The sequence below is a fragment of the Actinomyces ruminicola genome, assembly GCF_900103885.1.
GTDB lineage: Bacteria > Actinomycetota > Actinomycetes > Actinomycetales > Actinomycetaceae > Actinomyces > Actinomyces ruminicola.
On record NZ_FNIM01000001.1, the window covers coordinates 152,124 to 172,228 of the forward strand.

Below are 20,105 nucleotides of genomic sequence, written 5' to 3' on the forward strand. Positions count from 1 at the left end.
ACCCTCCCGGCCCACCCCGGCGCAGGTCAGGAGGGGATGTCCATCTCCGGCTTGGTCAGCTCCTCGACGTTTACGTCCTTGAAGGTGACCACGTGCACGGACTTGACGAAGCGACTGGCGCGGTAGATGTCCCACACCCACGCATCCTCCAGCGTCAGTTCGAAGAACACCTCCCCGCCGTTGGTGCGCACCTGCACGTCCACGGCGTTGGCCAGGTAGAAGCGGCGCTCCGTCTCGACGACATAGGAGAACAGGGACACGACGTCGCGGTACTCGCGGTACAGGTCGAGCTCCAAGTCGTTCTCATACGACTCCAGATCTTCAGCACTCACTCGTCCATCATGCCCAATGGGCGCGTCCTCGTGCAGCAGGTCTTGCGGGCGCGTCGGCCACAACCGTCTCAACGGTCCCGGTGGCACGGTCGAGCCCCGGCAGATGCCAGGAGCGGCGGTGGAAATCGCCGGCACCGAGCCGGGCCAGGCCCGCGACATGGGCGGGCGAGGCATATCCCTTGTTGCGCGCCCAGTCGTAGCCGGGATCGGGCAGGGCGGCCATGAGCGCGTCGCGCTCCACCTTGGCCAGGACGGATGCGGCGGCGACCACGGCGCAGTGGGCGTCTGCCTTGACCTGGGTGTACACCGGCGGCGCAGCCAGTGCCGCTGCGGCCTCTTCCCCGCTGGTCAGGGGATACTCATCCGTCAGCATCCCGGCGGTCAGTGGAGCCGGCTCCCGCAGCCAGTTCACGGTGCCGTCCAGGATGATGGCGCCGGGCAGGTGGCCGCGAGTGGCGACCTCGGCCAGAGCCCGCTGCCCGGCCAGCCGGAGCGCACCGATGATGCCGACGGAGTCGATCTCCGCAGGGCTGGCGTGACCGACGGCGTGGTCGGTCGCCCAGGCGCGGCAGGGCTCCACGAGTGCCTCCCGGCGGCGCGGCGTGAGCTGCTTGGAGTCTGCCAGCCCCGGCGGGAAGGCGGCGGGCGTGGTGCGGGAGACGACGGCGAGGCCGACGCTGACGGGCCCGGCCAGCGAGCCGCGCCCCACCTCGTCCATGCCGCCGACCAGCGCGTATTCGGCCAGCAGGTGCTCCTCCACCTCGCGGTCGGGGAGGATGCGGGCGCGAGTCACGGGTCGGCGCCGACAGTCGCGTCGGCGGTGGCGTCGGGCACGGCGTCGAAGGCGCCGCCATCGGAAAGGGCGGACCAGCGCGATGGGGGCAAGACGATTGCCTTGGCGACTCCGACCACATTGTCCAGGGGGACGAATCCGCCATTGGCGTCGTCCTGGTGGAACCGGGAGTCGGCGGAGTTGGAGCGGTTGTCCCCCATCACCCACAGGTAGCCGGCGGGGACGGTGACGTCGAAGGCGACGTCGGAGGCGGAGCGCCCGGACTTCAGGTAGGGCTCGTCGACCTCGACGCCGTTGATGGTCAGCGACCCCTTGCCGTCGGCGACGATGTGGTCCCCGCCCACGCCGATCACCCGTTTGATCAGATGGTGTCCGGAGTCCTCGGGCAGCAGGTGCAGGAAGATCAGGGTGTCCTGAACGAAGCCCTTAAGGCCGGTGGGCTCGGTGACGGTGAGCCAGTTGTCCGGGTCGGTGAAGACCACGACGTCGCCACGGTCGACGTCGTCAGTGTCGTACATGGTCACGGCCACCCGGTCGCCCTCCCGCAGGGTGTCCTCCATGGAGCCGGAGGGGATGCCGAAGGTCTGGACGACGAAGGTCTTGACCAGGGCGACGACCACCAGCACCGCCAGCACGATCAGCAGGTTGGAGCCGCGGCGGCGCGGCGTACTCTTGGCGGCCTCGGCGTCGGCCCGCTCGGGGGCGGCCAGGGGCGTGGGGCGGCGCACCGGCTTGAAGGAGGGTGGCAGATCGCTGGTGTCGGCGGCGTCCATTGACTCGCCACTGTCCGCAGTCTGGCCGTCTTCCTCGAAAGCTGCCGAAGCAGGGGTGCCGACTTCAGGCAGGTCGTCGGCGTCTTCCTGCGGTGCGGTCACCGTTTCCCTCTCGAATAGTGGCTGGAAGGTTTCAGGATCGGGGTTGGGCGGATGCGGTGGTGCCCGGGACCCGTGGGCCCCGGGCACCAGGGCTTGGAGTAAGCCCGGCCGTCAGTTGGCGCGGTACTCCTTGATCTTCGCAGCCTTGCCGTGCAGGTTGCGCAGGTAGTACAGCTTGGCGCGACGCACGTCACCGCGCGTGACGACCTCGATCTTCTCAATGGTGGGCGTGTGCACCGGGAAGGTGCGCTCCACGCCGACGCCGAAGGAGACCTTGCGGATCGTGAAGGTCTCCGACACGCCGCTGCCCTTGCGGGCGATCACTACGCCCTGGAAGACCTGGACGCGGGTGCGAGCACCCTCAACGACCTTCACGTGCACCCGGAGGGTGTCGCCGGGCCGGAAGTTCGGGATGTCGTCGCGCAGGGAGGCGGCGTTGATCTCGTCGATCAGGTTGGTCATTGATATCTCTCCACGTCCGTGCCACTGGTCAGCGGGCGTTTAACAGGCGGATCCGCCCGACCGGGGTGCCGGTCGGCAGCAGATGCCGCGTTCTGGTGCCTGCGGATCCTGCTCCTGGCCGCCTCCCCAGTGGCAGAGGCGACTCGCGGTCCGAGGCCGGTCCAGTCTGCCACAGGCTCCCGGTGGCCAGGCGGGACAACGGCGCTACGTGCTGGATTTCACGCCTGCCGCGTCGCCTGCGGGTCCACGGCCATGACGACGTCGCGGCACCGATTCCCGCCGACCTCGTACACACGGGTGCCGACCTTGCGGAAGCCGGCCCGCCGGTACGCCTTCTGGGCACGCCGGTTATCGGCGTGAGTGCCCAGCCACAAGGCGGTGACGCCCATGGTACCGGCGTCGCAGATGGCCTCGGCGAGCAGGGTGGAGGCGATGCCGGATGCGCGCAGGCGGGCGTCGACGTAAACCTTGGACAGCTCCGCGGCCAGTCCGCTCCCGCCGGCAGCGGGCGGAACGGAGACCGCGCGCGGGCGCGGATCGAGCCCGGCCGGAAGGGCGCCGTCGGCGTCGGGCAGCTCTGCGATCACGGCGCTGTAGCCGACCAGGGCACCGGCCGGCAGCGCCGTAGCGCCGGTACTCCCGGAGGGCGCGGGCAGGCCGTCCGGCAGCTCGGCGACGGTGAGGACCACGCGCGGGTCGGCGAGCCAGGTGGCCAGGCGCTCCGGGGACAGGTTGACCGCGATGTGGGAGGCGATCTGCTCGGCGGTGAGGAAGCTCGGGCAGGCGTCGGGGAAGGTGCGCGCCGCCAGCTCGGCGAGCGCGTCCAGGTCGGCCTGAAGCGCCGGGCGAATCACGAGCGGCACCGGACGGTCGTTCCCGGCAGGCGCCACCCAGCCGTTGCGGGTCAGGGCGACGCGGTCGCCGACGTCCAGGAGGGCGGGGTCCGCACGGGCGATCAGGTCGGGGCGGCGCTCGGCGGTGCGGGCGATGGCCTGGTCGCGTCGGTGGCGGGCGATGCGGGCGTGGTCGCCGGACAGGAGCACCGGCTGCGTGGCGGCGAGGTCGCGTCCGCGCCAGGCCACGGGGCGGGTGTAGACCGGGTACTCCAGCAGGCCGACGCCGGTGTGGGACTCCTCCACAATGGACTCGGGGTTGCCCAGCACGCCGGGACGCAGGCGGGCGATCGCCTCGATCATCACCAGGGCGGCGGCCTCGCCGCCGTTGAGCACGTAGTCGCCGATGGACGCCTCGTGCACCTCCACGCCGCGCGCGGCGTAGTGCTCGGCCACCCGGGCATCGATGCCCTCGTAGCGTCCGCAGGCGAAGACGAGCTGATCGGCACCGGCCAGGTCCTCGGCGGTGCGCTGGGTGAACAGGTCCCCGGACGGCGTGGGGATCACCAGCACGCGACGGGGCTCATTCGGCCTCGCGGCGATCGGCTCCGCGGCTGGGGACGCGGCATCTGCGCCCGCGGCGGCGTCCATAGGCCCGGTGGGCAGAGCGCTGGACAGGACGTCGTCGAGAGCGGCACCCCACACGTCGGGCTTCATGACCATGCCGGCACCGCCGCCGATGGGAGTGTCATCCACGGTGCGGTGGCGGTCGTGGGTCCAGTCGCGCAGGTCGTGAACATGCAGGTCGAGCAGACCGTCCGTGGCGGCGCGGCCGATCAGGGACAGGTCCAGCACGCGCAGGTAGTCGGGGAAGATCGTCACCACGTCCAGCCGCAGAGGCTCGGCGGCCCGCGGCACCGGTGAGGGCGCGGTGGGACGGCTCACCGGTCCTCCTCTACTTCGCCCACGCCGGGGAACAGGCCGCCGGGCGGATCGATGATGACAGTGCCGGTCTCGGGGTCGACCTCGGGGACCAGCTCCTCCACGAAGGGCACGGCGATCTCCTGCCCGTCCGGGGTGCGCACCAGCAGGCGGTCCTGGGCCACCCCGGGCTCGATGCCGGTCACCTCCCCCAGTACCTGGCGGGTACCGTCGTCCAGAATGCGCACGGCCGCCATTCCGGCCAGTTCGTGGGCGTACCAGGCGTCGTCCTCGGGCTCCTCGGCGTCGGCCTCCACCAGCAGCTTGACGCCGCGCAGGGCCTCGGCGGCGGTGCGGTCCGGGGCTTCGGCAAAGGCGGCGAACCAACGGGAGCCGTCGAAGCGCAGCCGGGAGACGGTCAGGTGTCCCGCCGCTGCGGGCCCGATGGCGGGTTCGACGGGAAGCACGCTGCCGGGGGCGAGTCGGCCCTCGGGGTCGTCGGTGCGGATTTCCAGGCGGACCTCGCCCTTGAGCGCGTGGGCGGGACCGATTACGGCGACGGTGAGCAGCACGTGCCCAAACCTACCGTGCGCGGCACGGACGGAGAGCGCCGTGCGTGCCGAGTGGTGCGGGTCTTCTGCCTCGGCTGCGGCATTCCGGCTTCGAACCGATAGCAGGGGAGCAGAAAAACACCGTCGCCCGATCCACTTGGGAGATCGGGCGACGGCGCTCACACGTTATCGGGACTGCCTACCTCAGCGACGGTCGGTGTCAACGACGTCCACGCGCACCGGCGAGTCCGCCAGGGCGCCGACGACCGTGCGCAGGGCGCGGGCGGTGCGGCCGGAACGGCCGATCACGCGGCCGAGGTCGTCGGGGTTGACCCGGACCTCGAGCAGGTCTCCGCGGCGCAGCGTCCGGGAGGTGACGGTGACGTCGTCGGGGTTGTCGACGATGCCGCGCACGAGGTGCTCAAGTGCGTCGGCGAGCACGTCAGGCCTCCTCGGCGGGGGCCTCGGCAGACTCCTCGGCCGCAGCGGCCGCCTGGGCCTCGGCCTGAGCGACGGCCGCAGCGGCCTTGCGCTTCTCGGCGTCGTCCGCGACGGCCTTGACCGCGGCCTGCTTGGCGGCGGTCTCGGCCTCGGCGTCCTTGACCTTCAGGCGGGGCTTGACGCCCTTGAGGCCCTTGAAGGTGTGGTAGTCGCCGGTGATCTTGAGCAGGTTGAAAACAGCATCGGAGGGCTGCGCGCCTACGCCGAGCCAGTACTGGGCCCGCTCGGAGTCGATGCGGATGAGCGAGGGCTCCTGCATCGGGTCGTAAACGCCGATCTCCTCGATGACACGGCCATCGCGCTTCTTACGGGAATCGACGACGACCACCCGGTAGAAGGGGGCGAACTTCTTGCCGAGGCGCTTGAGGCGAATCTTGACTGCCACTTGGTTGAAACTCCTGGTTCTCGATGGTTTGGCCCATGCCGGTTCCCGGTGGGGTTACAGCAACGGGGGCCGGTTAAGGCCGAGACGCGATCGCACCGGGAGAGGGACCGGGAACGGTCGAGTACAGCCGTGCATTCTGCCAGAGCGACACCGCCGCATGCCAGCCGAGCGGCGCCCGCGCCGCTCGGATTCCGTGCGATATCGCCCACAGGCCGCGTCGACAGGCGCCGCTCCCCCGGCCGGAGGGGCTCGACGACGGCGTCCGACTCCGCGCCCGGGTTCAGATCTCCTCGTGCAGGCTCTCCTGGCGCAGGGCGGCCCGGTCCGCGGTCCACACGTCGCCGTCGAGCTCCCCGGGAAGCCAAGGGTTGCCGGGAGCGACGAACACCGGCTCGGCGACGCCGGAGCGCCGCTGGGCGTCGTAGTCCTTGAGCGTGGCCAGCACCCAGCCGGAAAGCCACAGCACGGCTATCAGGTTCAGGATCGTCATCAGGGCCAGGGCCACGTCGGCCATCGCCCAGGCCAGCTCCAGGGCGGCGAGCGCGCCGAGCCCCGTGGCCACGGTCATGGCCAGCCGCAGGGCGGTGCCGGCCCGGCGGCCGCCGCCGAGGTAGCTGACGTTGATCTCAGCGAAGGTGGAGTACCCCAGCACCGAGGAGTAGGCGAAGGTGAGCACCACGAAGCTCATGAACCAGATGACCCAGTTGCCGGGCACGGCGTCGGCCAGCGCGTGCTGCACCAGGGTGGTCTTGGCCCACTGCGGCTCGACCCCGGGGGTGTAGACGGCCGGCGACGACAGCAGAATGGTCAGCCCCGTCGCGGTACAGATCAGCAGGGTGTCCACGCACACGCCCAGCGCCTGAATGAGCCCCTGGGTGACGGGGTGGGCGACGTCCGCGGTGGCGGCCCCGTTCGGGGAGGAGCCCTGGCCGGCCTCGTTGGAGAACAGGCCGCGCTTGGTGCCGTTGAGGAAGGTGACGAAGATGCCACCGCCGGTGCCGGCCAGGCCGGAGCGCAGGTTGAGGGCGCCGGCGAAGATGTCGGCGAAGACGCCGGGAACCCGGTCGATGGACACGATGATGACCACGAGCACCACCACCAGGTAGGCCAGGGCCATCAGCGGCACCAGCCACTCGGTCACCTTCGCCACCATCCGCATGCCGGCCAGGAGGATCGGGGCGGTCAGCACCATGAGCACGATCGCCGTGACCTGGGTGCTCACGCCGTGTGCCTCGGACAAAGTCTGGGCAATGGTGTTGGACTGCACCATCGGGAAGATCAGCCCGTAGGAGAACACGAGCATGACCGCGAAGACCACGCCCATGCCCCGCCCCAGGGCACCGCGGCCGATGCCGCGCTGCATGTAGTAGGCCGGGCCGCCCCGGAAGATGCCGTCGGCGTTGCGGACCTTGAACACCTGGGCGAGGGTCGACTCGGCGAAGCTGGTGGCCATGCCGAGGATCGCCACCACCCACATCCACAGCAGGGCACCGGGGCCTCCGATGGTGACGGCTAGGGCCACGCCGGCGATGTTGCCGGTGCCCACGCGCCCGCCCAGGCCGATCACGAAGGCCTGAAAGCTGGACAGGGAGCCGCGCTGGTGGCGGGAGTGGGCGACCAGCCGGAGGGAGCGCACGAACAGCCGCAGCTGGACGGCGCGGGTGCGCACGGTCAGGTACAGGCCCGTACCCAGCAGGATCCAGACCAGGATGTTGCCGGAGACGAAGCCCTCGAAGCTGGACAGGGCGTCGGTGAGTGCAGCGGACACGGTGTTTCCGTCCGTCGGGGATGCGGGGCGGGTGTGAGGTTACCGCAGGCGGTGGCTACGGATGGCCGACGTGCAAAGAGTGGACGCCGCCGAAGCCACCGTCAAGGACGACCCAACGGGGCGAGAGCAGTCCAAACGCAGCATCCGCGCAGAACGGTGATATCTCAGCGCTTGTCTTCCAGTGCTGTCAGCAAAGCCCGTTCGAATGCTGCGAATGACGGGCTGCGCGTTCGGGCGGCCTCCAAGCTCATCACCCCTGTGAAGCGCGCCTGGTGGAGGGTCTCCTTGTAGGACTCCGTCATGAGTTCTTCCAGCCGCAGCTTGGCATTGCGGGGTCGCTCGGGATCGCCGTCGAAGCCTGCGTCATCGCGGATGGACGCATGAGAACGCAGCGATTCGATGGCGGCAAGGAACCATGCCTCATACTCCTTCACCGCCAGAGCGACCACCGCCTGAGTGTCTCCCAGAGCTTTCGAAGTCAGGCGCTGTGACTGCTCGGGATCATCGTCGTCGGCGTCGTACAGGACGATGACGACGCCGTCCTCACCTGCTCTGAGCCGTTGCATTTGGACAGCTGCAGCGACCTTGGTGCCGGTCATATCGGCGCGTGGAAGCCGGTGCGGCGAGAGGACCTTCACGTCGTAGTATCCACGTTCCTCTGCGATACGTCGTATGAGTACCGGGAGTGCCTTGACTTCGCCGTGTCCCTCAACTACAGATCCGACGCATGTACTCATGAAGCAACCGCCTCCTGCGTCTCTGGGTGGAGCTGATCGGCGCGCAGGAGCTCGCCCGCAGTAAACAAGGATTCCTTAAGGGCCAGGCGCGAGGCCTCATCGGGCCGGCTTACTTCGGTGGTGCCCTCGACAGATCGAACCGCGAGCAGCTCATCGGGACGAATCGATACCGAATCGAGGAGGTCCGGACTGTGGGTAGTAAGCAGCACCTGTCTCCTATCGGAGGCGTCCCGAATCGCATCGAGGAGTATGCCGGCGGCAGCCGGGTGCAACGCGGTCTCCGGTTCCTCCACACCCACTGTTGACAACGTTGCGTCGGTTCCCGCGAACAGGGCCACCAGCACGCCCAGGGCGCGCAACGTGCCGTCGCTCATTGATGTTGCCTGGAAGGACCAGGGATTCGAAGCGCCCCGTACTTTCTGCTGAAACACCAGGGTCTCCCAGCGCGCAACCGCGAGCCGCCGCACCGATTCGACACCCGGGACGATTGAGCGCAAGTAGTCCTCGATCCGACGCTTCACCTCTGGATTGGTGCGGTCCAGCCGCTCAATTACCGAGGCGATGTTTGAGCCGTCGCGGCGCAGCAGGTCCCCCGGATCCGGCGCGACGGGCCTACGCATGGCATCTGGCGAGGGGCTAAACACCTCCATGGCTGACAATCCGTCATATACAGGCCGAAAGGCTTCGATGCCGGACAGCGAGACCAGTGCCAGCCTGTCCGTCGAGAGCCGCGGAAGGCGGTCCTCCGAAGTGGAAACCACCTCTCCGTCGCGGATCTCGTAGTGGTGCTCCTCGCTGCCGAAGTCCGTCGACCTGACCGCGCAGGCCTCCTTAGCCACGCGGAAGCCGCCACCGGAGACCGCCCCCACTTGAAACTCGTAGGTACCCGCCACATTTCCCGCGGACCCGAGGAAGTCAACCGCGATCGTGAAATGCGTGGGATGCCCGGTGGAGCGCCTCCTCACCTCCGCGACTCCGCCGCGATCTCTGAGCGCGTTGTCGAGGTTCTCACCGAGCGCCTGCCGGACGAACCGCAGCGAGTCGAGCACATTCGACTTTCCGGAGCCGTTCGGTCCCACAAGGATGGCGAGCTTCCCGAGTTCCAGATCGCAGGAACGAATGCTGCGATAGTTCTTCAACCGAAGACGACGCAGCCGAAAAGTGTGGCCGACCATGCCCATAGGCTATACGAGTCCTGCCCCGGCCTCATGCTCCTCAGCCCAGACCCAGGTGGCGGCGCAGGTCTTCCGGCAGGGCGGCCATGGCGTCGGCGACCTCGTCGCCGGTGGCCTGCGGCTGCGCTGCGGTGGCCGCCTCCTGGTTCGGCATGATGCCGTAGCTCGCGCCAGCCGGGGTGGGGGCGGCGGGCTGCCCCAGCCCGAAGGCGGAGCCGGCCGGGGCGGGGGCGGGAGCCTCTACCGCGCCCGCGGCCTTCTGCGCACGGGCGGCGGCGGCCTCGCGCGCCTGCCGGGCGGCCTTGGCCGGGTTGCCGGAGCGGCCCTTCTTGCCGCCCTTGCGCTTCTTGCCCTTGGGCGCCTGGCGGGCCTTGGCGCGCTTGCCCGTCGAGGGCAGCGAGCCCATGCCGGGCATGCCGCCGGGTCCGCCCAGGGCTCCCGGACCACCGGCCGCCATCGCCTCCATCATCTTCTTGGCGGCCTCGAACCGATTCACCAGCTCGTTGACGGCCTGCACGGTGGTGCCCGAGCCCTTGGCGATGCGGGAGCGTCGCGAGCCGTTGAGGATGGACAGGTCCCGGCGCTCCGCCGGAGTCATGGAGCAGACGATCGCCTCGATGCGGTCGACCTCGCGCTCATCGAAGTTCTCCAGGGCCTCGCGCATCTGCCCCATTCCGGGCATCATGCCCAGCAGCTTCTTCATCGACCCCATCTTGCGGATCTGGCGCAGCTGGGACAGGAAGTCGTCGAGGGTGAAGGTGCCGGAGGCGAGCTTGGCGGCGGCGTCCTCGGCCTCCTTCTCGTCGAAGGCCCGCTCGGCCTGCTCGATCAGGGTCAGCAGGTCACCCATGTCCAGGATGCGGGAGGCCATGCGGTCGGCGTGGAAGCGCTCGAAGTCGTCCAGCCCCTCACCCGTGGAGGAGAACAGCACGGGGGCGCCGGTCACGCCGCGCACCGAAAGCGCGGCACCGCCGCGGGCGTCGCCGTCGAGCTTGGACAGCACCACTCCGGTGAAGCCGACGCCGTCGCGGAAGGCGACGGAGGTGTTGACGGCGTCCTGACCGACCATGGCGTCCAGGACGAACAGGATCTCGTGGGGGCCGACGGCGTCGCGGATGCGGATGGCCTGGTCCATCATCTCGGCGTCCACGCCCAGACGGCCGGCAGTGTCGATGACGACGACGTCGTAGCCGTTGGCGCGGGCCTGCTCGACGCCGCTGCGGGCCACCGCCACCGGGTCGCCCACGCCGTTGCCCGGCTCGGGCGCCCACACGTCCACCCCGGCGCGCTCGGCAACCACGCTCAGCTGGGTGACGGCATTGGGACGCTGTAGGTCGGAGGCGACCAGGAGGGTGCGCTTGCGCTCCTGCTTGAGCCAGCGGCCGAGCTTGCCCGCCAGCGTGGTCTTGCCGGCGCCCTGCAGGCCGGCCAGCATGATGACGGTGGGGCCGCGGTCGGCCCAGTTGAGCTCTCGGGACTGACCGCCCAGCACCTCGATGAGCTCGTCGTTGACAATGCGGACCACCTGCTGAGCCGGGTTCAGGGCCTGCGAGCGAGCGGCGTCCTTGGCCTTCTCCCGCACGGCGGCGGTGAAGGAGCGCACGACCGGCAGGGCGACATCGGCCTCCAGCAGGGCACGGCGGATCTCGGAGACGGTGGCGTCGACGTCCGCTTCGCTCAGGCGGCCCTTGCCGCGCAGCGACTTGAACGAGGCGGTGAGCCGGTCGGAGAGGTTGCCGAACACGCGGGGTCCTTCCTTGGCGCTGAGGCGCAGGTGGTTTAGGGGCTGACCGGTGTGCCCCGCCGGAGCCCGGAGCAGCACACCGCACGACCCAGGATAGCGGTGAGGGCCTGCACCGTCCCACCCCGGGGGACGTGCGGGCCCTCACGCACAGTGAGGACTCAAATGGGACCTCGAGCAGGAGTCAGCCGAGCAGGGCGTCTACGAAGCCCTCGGGGTCAAAGGGCGCCAGGTCGTCAGCGCCCTCGCCGAGCCCGACGAGCTTGACGGGCACGCCCAGCTCCTTCTGCACGGTGACGACGATGCCGCCCTTGGCGGTCCCGTCCAGCTTGGTCAGCACGATGCCGGTGATGCCGACGGCCTCGGAGAAGACCTGTGCCTGACGCATGCCGTTCTGCCCGGTGGTGGCGTCCAGCACCAGCAGCACCTCGCCGACCGGGGCGACCTTCTCCATGACGCGCTTGATCTTGCCCAGCTCGTCCATGAGCCCGGCCTTGTTCTGCAGGCGGCCGGCGGTGTCGACGACGACCACGTCCACGCCCCCGCGGGCGGCCTCACGGGTAGCGTCATAGGCGACCGAGGCGGGGTCGGCCCCCTCCCGCTCGGAGCGGATGACCTCGACGCCAACCCGCTGGCCCCAGGTGGTCAGCTGGTCGGCGGCGGCGGCGCGGAAGGTGTCGGCGGCCCCCATGACGGCGGTCTTGCCGTCGGCGACGAGCACGCGGGCCAGCTTGCCGCAGGTGGTGGTCTTGCCGGTGCCGTTGACACCGACCATGAGGACGGCGGCGGCCGGCTCGCCGTCGGCGGCATTCCAGCCCGCGGCGGGGGTGGGCTTGGCCAGGTTCAGGGAGCGGTCCATGGACGGGTCGACCAGCTGCAGCAGCTCCGCGCGCAGCACGGCCCTGATGGCGGCCGGATCGGAGGTGTCCAGGACCTTGGCCTGGGTGCGCAGCTCGTCCATCAGCGAGGTGGTGACCTCGATGCCGAGGTCGGAGGTCAGCAGCGTGTCCTCGATCTCCTCCCAGTCGGCCTCGGTGAGGTCGCCGCGGGACAGGACGGACAGGATGGCCCGGCCGAAGCCGCCGGCGCCGGCCAGGCGCGAGCGCAGGCGCTGCATGCGGCCGGGGATGGACTCGGGGCGCTCCAGGGTGGCGGGCGCGGTCGGCTCAGCCGTCGTCGGCGCGGCTGCGTCCGGTGCCGGTCCGCCGGGCGCGGACTCCGGCTCGGTGACCGGTTCCTGCGGCGGGGCGAGCAGGACGTCGTCGGCGCTGATGGGCTTGTGGGCGCTGACCTCCGGCGGCAGCTCGCCACCGCGGTTGCGTCCCGCGTAGAACCAGATGCCGCCGGCGACGGCGAGTACGACGACGACTATGAGGACGATCAGCAAGGGATCCATGACCCCATCATGCCCGATCGTCGGCGCCCGTGCCCCGGGAGCTTCGCCACGGCGCTAAGCGCAACCGCTCTCCCCGCTGCGGGATTCGGGTTGGACAAGCACCGCGGGAGTCAGTGCTGCGCCGCGGCCGCCTGAGCGCGGCGGGCCTGCGCGGCGGCCTTGCTGCGACGCACCTCGGCCGCCTTCGACTCGGCGGTGTCCATGGCCTTCTCGACCACGTCCACCAGTCCGGAGAAGGACTCGGTGCCGACGTACACCGCCGAGTCGTCCCGAGTCATCAGGTCCTCCAGCCGGGCCTCCTGGGGCACCACGGTGACGTGCTCCTCCTTCTCCCGGGCCACCCCGGCCAGCTCGCGCAGCCGGTCGCGCCAGGTGGCCACCGGGTAGCGCTCGGCGACGACCAGGCCGAGCACGATGAGAGCAGCGACGAGGACGACGGCGAGGGGGAGGATCATGTAACCCATGGGCATTATTGTGCCTTCCGTTCGTCACCGTGCCACCCAGGTGGGCGGGCTGTGTCGCCCACCAGACAGCGCCGTGTTGGTCACAGTTGCTAGCAGTCGCACATGCCAACTGCCGACCAACATGCTGTCCCGTCCTACTGGGCGGTCGATGAGAGCCGCTGGGAAACCGCCTGGGTGACGCCGTCGCGCATGGTGATGCCGTACAGGGCGTCGGCGATCTCCATGGTGCGCTTCTGATGAGTGACGATGATCAGCTGGCTGGAGGCGCGCAGCTCGGTGAAGATGTCCAGCAGCCGCCCCAGGTTGGTGTCATCCAGGGCCGCCTCCACCTCGTCCATGACGTAGAAGGGCGAGGGCCGGGCCCGGAAGATCGCCACCAGCAGCGCCACCGCTGCCAGCGAGCGCTCCCCGCCGGACAGCAGGGACAGGCGCTTGACCTTCTTGCCCGCGGGCCGGGCCTCGATGTCGATGCCGGTGGTGAGCATGTCGTCGGGGTCGGTGAGCACCAGACGGCCCTCGCCGCCGGGGAAGAGCCGGTCGAAGACGACGGCGAACTCCCGGGCGGTGTCCGCGAAGGCCTGGGTGAACACCTCCTGCACTCGCTGATCCACGTCCTCGACGATGCGCAGCAGATCCGCCCGGGACTGCTTGAGGTCCGCCAGCTGCTCGGCCAGGAAGCGGTGACGCTCCTCCAGGGCCGCGTGTTCCTCCAGGGCCAGCGGATTGACCTTGCCCAGCCGCGCCAGGTCCCGGTTGGCTCGCTTCAGGCGCTGCTCCTGCTCGGCGCGCACGTAGGGCCTGCCGCTCGGGCGCGCCGGGGCCGGCGCGGTCCCTCCCCCGGCGCCGGTGGTGGCCGAGTCAGCCGGGGCAGGGGGCTCCACGGTCTCGGAGTCGGTGTTCTCAGTGCTCCCGGCGCCCTGCGCCCCGACATCCGGCACCAGCATGTGGGGGCCGAACTCCTCAACCAGCGGATCGAGTTCAAGCCCGAGCTCGTTCATGGCGCGCTCGGCCAGGTTCTCCAGGCGCATGTTCTGCTCGGCGCGGGCGACCTCCTCGCGGTGCGCGGCGTCGGACAGGGCGGCGAGCTCACCTGCTAGGGAGTCCAGCTGTTTGCGGATGTCGGTGGCCGCGGCGGCGGCGTCGGCGCGCTCGGCCTCGATGCGGGCGCGCTCGGCCTGGGCCTGCTCGACCCAGGTGCGGGCGGCGTCGGCGGCGGTGCGCGCCTGGTCGCGCACGTGTGCGGCCGTCTGCATCCGGGCGGAGCGCACCTGCTCGGCACGCTCGGCGGCGGCGCGCTGCTGCCGTTCGCGACGAGCGGCGGCGCGCAGGGAGTCGGCCCGGCCGCGGCCGCTGCGCTCCCGCTCCTCGGCGGTGCGCAGGGCCAGGCGCGCCTCCGTCTCGTTGGCCCGGGCCGCGGTGGCGGCCCCGGCGGCGGTCTCACGCGCAGCGCGGGCGACGTCAATGGCGGCGTCGATGTCGGTTTCCGAGATGGCTTCCGCAGCGGGGCCGGCATCGGCAGCCGGTGCGGCACCGGCCCCGCTCCCCCTGGTGACGCTGACAGTCAGCGGACGGTTCTCCACCTCGGCCAGGGCGGCCTGGGCGGTGGCGAGCTCGGCGGCGCGCTGGGCGGCCTCCGCCTCGGCGCGCTCCAGGACGCGGCGGGCCCTGCCGGTCTCCTCCTCGGCGGCGCGCGCCGCGGAGTTCAGGCGCGCGAGGTTCTCCGCCACGCGGGCGGCCTCGGCGTCGGCGGCGCGGAGTCTCTCCAGTGCCTCGGCGACCGCGGCGCGAGCGGTGGCCTCGGCCTCGCGGGCGGCGTCAAGGGCGGAGTCAGCAGTCTGCTCCGCGGCGGCGGCGGCGGTGGCGCGGGTGGCGGCCTCCTCATGGGCGGCCGCCAGGGCGAGCACGGAGGAGGCGCCCTCGCCGGCGCCGGTGGCCCAGGTGGGGGCGAGCACGTCGCCGTCGCGGGTGGCGATGACGGCGTCGGGTACGGCCGCGCGCAGCGCTCGGGCCGCCGCCAGGTCGGACACCACCCAGGCGTCGGCCAGCAGCCCATTCAGCGTTCGGGCCAGTGCCGGGGAGTCGGCGGCGATGAGCCCGACGGCAGGCTCGCCGCCCGCTGCCGCCGCGTCCGTCGAGGCGGAGGGCCCCGACCCGGCCGCAGGAGTGGCCGACTCATCCGCAGCCGACCCGGCGACGCCGTCGTCGGCGCCTTGAATGACTAGCCGCAGCCCACCGCCGTCCTGGCTGCGGGCGCGGGTGAGCGCGGCGATGGCGGCGTCGGTGTCTACGACCACGGCGGCTCCCGCGAGTTCGCCGAGCAGCGCCGCCAGGGCGTTCTCCCAGCCCGGGGCCACCGTGACCGCCCCGGCGAGCGGGCCGAGAATGCCGGGCAGGCCCGCGTCGGCGAGTTCGGCGGTGATGTCCTGAGCGGTCAGGGACAGGGCGAGGGCATCGCGGCGGGCGGTCCAGGTGGCCAGCTCCGCGGCGGCCTCGCGGCGGGTGTCGTTGGCGACGGACACCGCATCGCGGGCCGCGTTGAGCCGAGCCGTAGCGGCATCGTGCGCGGCTGCGGCCCGCCTCTGTTCGCCGTTCACGGCCTCGGACGTACCGGTGTCTGCAGCGGCATCGGCGGAAACGGCCGCGGCCTCGGTCAGCGCCTGGGCCGCTTCGGCGGCGCGCGCCTGTGCGGCCTCCAGGCCGGCGCGCGCCTGGTCGACCGCGGCCCTGGCCGCCTCGTGGCGGGAGCGGGCCGAGGCCAGGCGGCCGCCGGCCCGGGCCAGCAGCTCGCGGTGCTCGGCACGGCGGGTCTGCAGGGCCGCGAGCTCCTGCTCGGCGGCGGCTGCGGCGGCCTCGGCGTCGACCCGGCCCCGGGTGGCGTCCACCAGGTCGGTACGGGCCGCCTCGACGGCGGCAGCCAGCTCGGTCTCCTCGGCGGCGGCCTCCTGCGCGCGGCGCTCCAGCTCCTCGGGGTCGGTTCCGGCGGCCGGCCTGGGGGCATCCGCCAGGCCGCGGACGCGTTCGGCGGCCACCTCCGCCAGGGCGGCCAGGGACTGGGCCGCGGTGGTCAGCTCCTCCCAGGTGGCGGTGGCGCGGGCCAGCCGCTGCGCGGAGGTGGTCTCGACGGCGGTCAGCTCCTCCAGCCCGGCCCGCGCCACGCGCTCGGACTCCTCCAGCTCGGCCCGGCGCCGGGCCAGGCGGGCCTCGTCCTCGTGGCCGGCCTCGAGCAGCGACTGCACCTGCACGACGTCGTCGGCCAGCAGCCGGGCGGTGGCGTCGCGAACCTCCGCCTGGATGGCGTGGGCGCGGCGGGCGACTGCGGCCTGCCGGGCCAGCGGGCCGAGCTGGCGGTGCAACTCGGCGGTGAGGTCGGTGAGCCGGGTCAGGTCGGCCGCCATGGAGTCGAGTTTGCGCAGCGCCCGCTCCTTGCGGCGCCGGTGCTTGAGGACGCCGGCGGCCTCCTCGATGAAGCCGCGCCGCTCCTCCGGGGTGGCCGTGAGTACGGCGTCGAGCTGCCCCTGCCCGACCACCACGTGCATCTGCCGCCCCATGCCCGTGTCGGACAGCAGCTCCTGCACGTCCAGCAGCCGGCAGGTGGTGCCGTTGATCTGGTACTCACTGCCACCGCCGCGGAACAGGGTGCGGGTGATGGTGACCTCGGTGTAGTCGATCGGGAGGGCGCCGTCGGCGTTGTCGATCGTCAGGGAGACCTCGGCGCGGCCCAGCGCCGGGCGGGAGCCGGCGCCGGCGAAGATGACGTCGGCCATGGAGCCGCCGCGCAGGTTCTTGGCCCCCTGCTCCCCCATCACCCAGGTCAGGGCATCCACCACGTTGGACTTACCCGAGCCGTTGGGACCGACCACGGCGGTGATGCCCGGCTCCAGGCGCAGGGTGGTTGACGAGGCGAAGGACTTGAATCCCTTCATCGTCAACGTCTTGAGGTGCACGCGTCAACGATAGCGGGAAGCGGGCGGAAAGCTACGTCGGCCGCCGCCGTGGCGGACGGCCGGCCCGGCATACGGCGGGTGCGCGACCGCGCACCGCGGCGCGCCGGATGCGCGCTTGACACCACCTCCTACAGTCAAGCAAGCTTTCCACGGCAGGCGGACTGACCGCACCCGATCCCGATTGGAGCCCTCTTGCTCGATATTGCCAACCTGTCCAAATGCTTCGGGAGCCTGCGGGCTCTCGACGATCTGTCCCTGCGCCTGGGCGACGGCGAGATTGTGGGCTTCGTGGGCGCCAACGGCGCCGGGAAGTCCACCACCATGCGCATCGTCATGGGAGTGCTGACCGCCGACGCCGGCACGGTCACCTGGGACGGCACCCCGGTGGACGCCGCATCCCGCCGTCGCATCGGCTACATGCCCGAGGAGCGCGGCCTGTACCCGAAGATGAAGGTCGCCGAGCAGCTGACCTACCTGGCCCGCCTGCACGGGGCGACGGCCGCTGCCGCCCGGCAGGCGAGTGAGCAGTGGACCGAGCGGCTGGACATCGCCTCCCGGCGCGACGATGAGGTGCAGAAGCTCTCCCTGGGCAACCAGCAGCGCGTCCAGCTGGCCGCCGCCCTGGTGTCCGACCCCGACCTGCTGATCCTGGACGAGCCCTTCTCCGGCCTGGACCCGGTGGCGGTGGATGTGATGAGCCAGGTGCTGCGCGAGCGGGCTGCGGCCGGGGTACCCACGCTGTTCTCCTCACACCAGCTCGACGTCGTGCAGCGGCTGTGCGACCGGGTGGTCATCATCCGAGAGGGCCGACTGGTGGCCGACGGCACCGTCGCCGAGTTGCAGGCGGGTGCCGAGCCGCGCTGGCGCGCCGTCGTCGACGTGGTGGGCGAGCCCGAGGCCGCCGTCGGGGCCGCCACCGCCATGCTCGCGGGTGTACCCGGCCTGGGGGCCACCGCCGAGCCCGCCCCGGCAGGCGCACGGGTGACCGTTGTGGCCGGAGGGGCAGATGAGCAGCGGCTGTTGGAGGCGGCTCAGCGCCTGGGCCGCCTGCGCGAGCTCGGCCCCGTGACCCGCCCGCTGACCGAGATCTTCCGCGACGCACTCGCCGATCCCGCAGCATCCCCCGCCCCCGCAACCGCACAGGAGGCCTGAGTCATGTCCGCCAGTTACAACACCTCCCGTTGGGAGGAAATCCGCCTGGTCGCCGGCCGCGAGCTGCGCACGCAGTTGTTCAAGCGCTCGGCGGTGATCTCCACGCTCATCATGCTGGTGCTGGCCGTCGGCGGGGTCCTTGTGGTCGCCCGGCTCACCGGCGGTGAGGACCAGCCCTACCGGCTGGGCGTGTCCGCCTCCCAGGCGAGCGCAGTCTCCGCGCTCACGCCCGCGCTGGAGCAGGTCGCCGGCTCCAACGGCCTGCCCATCGAAGTCACCGACGTATCCGACACCGAGGCGGAGGCCGTCCTGGGAATCAGCGGCGACCTTGCTGAGGAGGCAACGGTCGACATAGTCCTGGACCTGACCGCGCCCTCCCCCGCGCTCAAGGTCACCGAGCTGGACAAGGCCGACCAGGCAGTGGTGGCTTCCGTAACCAACGTGCTCCAGCAGGTGGCGCTGTCCGAGCAGATCACCGCCCTGGGCGGCGACCCCACCCAGGTGGCGACCTCGCTGACCGCTGCCGTGCCCCAGGTGGAGGCCCTCGACCCGCCCGACCGCGACGATGAGAACTTCGGCGCTCGCTATACCGTGCTGATGATTATCGACATCCTGCTGTTCATAGTGGTCATGGGGGGCGGGCAGACCATCGCCATGGGCGTGGTGGAGGAGAAGTCCAGCCGCATCGTGGAGATCCTGCTGGCCTGTGTGCGCCCCACCTCGCTCCTTGCAGGCAAGGTCCTGGGCACCGGCACCGCCATCCTGGTCTCCTACGGCGTGATCGGCGTCGCCGCCGGAATGACGGCGAAGCTGAGTGGCGTGCTGCCCGAGGGCACCGTCGACATCGACACCGTGTTGATCGCCATGCTCGTATGGATGGTCGTGGGTTATGCGATCTACGCGGTCGGCTTTGCCGCCGCGGGTTCGCTGGTCAGCCGCCAGGAGGATGTGTCCACTGTGGTCATGCCGCTGACCATGACGCTGATGATCCCCTACATACTGTCATTCGTGATGGCCATGCAGGATCCCTCCGCACTGGTCTACCGGGTGCTGGCCTACCTGCCGCCCTTCGCACCCTTCCTGATGCCGGTCCGGCTCGTGCTGGGCGTCTCCTCCTGGGGCGAGCAGCTGGTGGCCCTTGGGATCGCGCTGGCGTTCATCCCGGTGTTCGTGTGGCTGGCGGCGACCGTGTACACGCGGGCCGTGACCCGCACCGGCGCCCGGGTGCCCCTCAAGGAGGTCCTCGCCCGCCGCACCGCCTGACCGCCGGCGTTCGCCCGCCCCTCCCTCTTCCTCCCCCGCTCCCTTCGCCGAGTTCGGTAGAAGTAACGTGCCGAGTTCGGTAGAAGTAACGTGCCGAGTTCGGTAGAACTTACGTGCTGAAATCGGTCCAGATGCATGTGGGGGTCAACGCCAGCACGGCGTCGACCCCCACATGCTCGGCTGCTGCGTTAACAGCTCAGTTCAGTTGGCCAGCTCAGGGAACCAGATGGCAATCTCCCGCTCGGCTGAGATGGGCGAGTCCGAACCATGCACCAGGTTCTGAATGGCCTTGGTGCCCCAATCGCGACCAAGGTCACCACGGATGGTACCGGGTGCGGCCGCCGTCGGATCGGTAGCGCCCATGAGCGAGCGCACCCCCTCGACGACGCGCTGTCCCTCCACGACGGCGGCGACAACGGGGCCGCGGGTCATGTACTCCACGACCCCGGGATAGAAGGGCTTGTCCACGTGCTCGGCGTAATGAGCGTCCAGCACCTCTACGGTGGGAAGCACCAGCTTCAAGGCAACAATGTCGTACCCCTTGGCCTCGATCCGCCGCAGGATCTCACCGACCAGATGCCGCTCGACGGCGTCGGGCTTGAGCAGGACGAGGATGCGTTCGGGGGCGTCGGTCATGACGTTCCTTCCGTCGGGCCGGATTCCATAGGGGCGACAGCCGGCGTTCACCGCTGCGGCCCAACCGAGTGTAGACGACAGCCCGGCCAACCTCGCCGGAACCGTATTGACCGATCTGGGCACGCAAGTTCTACCGATCTGGGCACGTAAGTTCTACCGATCTCGGCAGGTTGCTG

Annotated in this window: 18 protein-coding genes; 2 read left to right on the plus strand and 16 right to left on the minus strand. The window is 70.8% G+C overall.

The genetic code is table 11. The features are described 5' to 3' along the window. Positions 1-26: 26 nt before the first annotated feature. The 15 genes from BLR49_RS00685 to smc all read right to left on the minus strand — a co-directional run bounded on the left by BLR49_RS00685 (position 27) and on the right by smc (position 16,878). On the minus strand, positions 27-332 hold the full coding sequence (locus BLR49_RS00685; RefSeq protein ID WP_067942558.1) for a DUF2469 domain-containing protein: 306 nt from the start codon (positions 330-332) through the stop codon (positions 27-29). A gap of 7 nt (positions 333-339) precedes the next feature. Next, entirely contained in the window at positions 340-1,125 is a 786-nt protein-coding gene (locus tag BLR49_RS00690) for a ribonuclease HII (protein ID WP_245690267.1), read from the minus strand. Continuing rightward, entirely contained in the window at positions 1,122-2,000 is an 879-nt protein-coding gene (gene lepB, locus BLR49_RS00695; protein WP_245690269.1) for a signal peptidase I, read from the minus strand. Before lepB ends, BLR49_RS00690 begins: the two co-directional genes overlap by 4 nt. 111 nt (positions 2,001-2,111) lie before the next feature. Then, positions 2,112-2,462, minus strand: coding sequence for a 50S ribosomal protein L19 (rplS, locus tag BLR49_RS00700; protein WP_092531915.1), 351 nt, complete (start codon positions 2,460-2,462; stop codon positions 2,112-2,114). 218 nt (positions 2,463-2,680) lie between these two features. After that, entirely contained in the window at positions 2,681-4,192 is a 1,512-nt protein-coding gene (trmD, locus tag BLR49_RS00705; RefSeq protein ID WP_092533283.1) for a tRNA (guanosine(37)-N1)-methyltransferase TrmD, read from the minus strand. A 44-nt stretch (positions 4,193-4,236) separates the two neighbouring features. After that, positions 4,237-4,788, minus strand: coding sequence for a ribosome maturation factor RimM (rimM, locus tag BLR49_RS00710; RefSeq protein WP_092531918.1), 552 nt, complete (start codon positions 4,786-4,788; stop codon positions 4,237-4,239). A 183-nt stretch (positions 4,789-4,971) separates the two neighbouring features. Continuing rightward, the gene (locus tag BLR49_RS00715; protein WP_092531921.1) at positions 4,972-5,208 is read right to left on the minus strand and encodes an RNA-binding protein; all 237 of its coding nucleotides are present in this window, start codon (positions 5,206-5,208) and stop codon (positions 4,972-4,974) included. A gap of 1 nt (position 5,209) precedes the next feature. After that, entirely contained in the window at positions 5,210-5,653 is a 444-nt protein-coding gene (gene rpsP / locus BLR49_RS00720; RefSeq protein WP_092531924.1) for a 30S ribosomal protein S16, read from the minus strand. A 280-nt stretch (positions 5,654-5,933) separates the two neighbouring features. Then, complete coding sequence (locus BLR49_RS00725) at positions 5,934-7,421, minus strand: alanine/glycine:cation symporter family protein (protein ID WP_092531927.1); 1,488 nt, start codon at positions 7,419-7,421, stop codon at positions 5,934-5,936. Between the two features lie 164 nt (positions 7,422-7,585). Then, entirely contained in the window at positions 7,586-8,158 is a 573-nt protein-coding gene (locus BLR49_RS00730) for a DUF4276 family protein (protein WP_092531930.1), read from the minus strand. Then, a complete protein-coding gene (locus tag BLR49_RS00735) occupies positions 8,155-9,333 on the minus strand; it encodes an AAA family ATPase (RefSeq protein WP_092533285.1) in 1,179 nt (392 codons plus the stop codon). The genes BLR49_RS00730 and BLR49_RS00735 overlap by 4 nt, the downstream gene beginning before the upstream one ends. 40 nt (positions 9,334-9,373) lie before the next feature. Further along, positions 9,374-11,077: a signal recognition particle protein gene (ffh, locus tag BLR49_RS00740; RefSeq protein ID WP_092531933.1), complete on the minus strand. Its 1,704-nt coding sequence runs from the start codon at positions 11,075-11,077 to the stop codon at positions 9,374-9,376. 181 nt (positions 11,078-11,258) lie between these two features. Continuing rightward, complete coding sequence (gene ftsY, locus BLR49_RS00745; RefSeq protein WP_092531936.1) at positions 11,259-12,470, minus strand: signal recognition particle-docking protein FtsY; 1,212 nt, start codon at positions 12,468-12,470, stop codon at positions 11,259-11,261. Between the two features lie 110 nt (positions 12,471-12,580). Further along, positions 12,581-12,934: a hypothetical protein gene (locus BLR49_RS00750; RefSeq protein ID WP_092533288.1), complete on the minus strand. Its 354-nt coding sequence runs from the start codon at positions 12,932-12,934 to the stop codon at positions 12,581-12,583. A gap of 134 nt (positions 12,935-13,068) precedes the next feature. Continuing rightward, entirely contained in the window at positions 13,069-16,878 is a 3,810-nt protein-coding gene (gene smc, locus BLR49_RS00755) for a chromosome segregation protein SMC (protein ID WP_092531939.1), read from the minus strand. A 192-nt stretch (positions 16,879-17,070) separates the two neighbouring features. On the opposite strand from smc, the gene BLR49_RS00760 reads away from it, so the two are divergent. Both BLR49_RS00760 and BLR49_RS00765 read left to right on the plus strand, forming a co-directional pair. Continuing rightward, positions 17,071-18,030 (plus strand): ABC transporter ATP-binding protein, encoded by a 960-nt coding sequence (locus BLR49_RS00760; RefSeq protein ID WP_092531943.1) that lies wholly within the window; start codon positions 17,071-17,073, stop codon positions 18,028-18,030. A 3-nt stretch (positions 18,031-18,033) separates the two neighbouring features. Continuing rightward, on the plus strand, positions 18,034-19,293 hold the full coding sequence (locus tag BLR49_RS00765; protein WP_092531947.1) for an ABC transporter permease: 1,260 nt from the start codon (positions 18,034-18,036) through the stop codon (positions 19,291-19,293). 201 nt (positions 19,294-19,494) lie between these two features. Here BLR49_RS00765 and ndk read toward each other — a convergent pair whose 3' ends face one another. Beyond that, complete coding sequence (gene ndk / locus BLR49_RS00770) at positions 19,495-19,929, minus strand: nucleoside-diphosphate kinase (RefSeq protein WP_092531951.1); 435 nt, start codon at positions 19,927-19,929, stop codon at positions 19,495-19,497. Between the last annotated feature and the right edge of the window lie 176 nt (positions 19,930-20,105).

Coding starts and splice junctions, on each gene's coding strand:
- ftsY (WP_092531936.1), bottom strand. CDS start 12,470: ATGGATCCCTTGCTGATCGTCCTCATAGTCGTCGTCGTACTCGCCGTC.
- BLR49_RS00750 (WP_092533288.1), bottom strand. CDS start 12,934: ATGGGTTACATGATCCTCCCCCTCGCCGTCGTCCTCGTCGCTGCTCTC.
- BLR49_RS00735 (WP_092533285.1), bottom strand. CDS start 9,333: ATGGTCGGCCACACTTTTCGGCTGCGTCGTCTTCGGTTGAAGAACTAT.
- rplS (WP_092531915.1), bottom strand. CDS start 2,462: ATGACCAACCTGATCGACGAGATCAACGCCGCCTCCCTGCGCGACGAC.
- BLR49_RS00765 (WP_092531947.1), top strand. CDS start 18,034: ATGTCCGCCAGTTACAACACCTCCCGTTGGGAGGAAATCCGCCTGGTC.
- ndk (WP_092531951.1), bottom strand. CDS start 19,929: ATGACCGACGCCCCCGAACGCATCCTCGTCCTGCTCAAGCCCGACGCC.
- BLR49_RS00730 (WP_092531930.1), bottom strand. CDS start 8,158: ATGAGTACATGCGTCGGATCTGTAGTTGAGGGACACGGCGAAGTCAAG.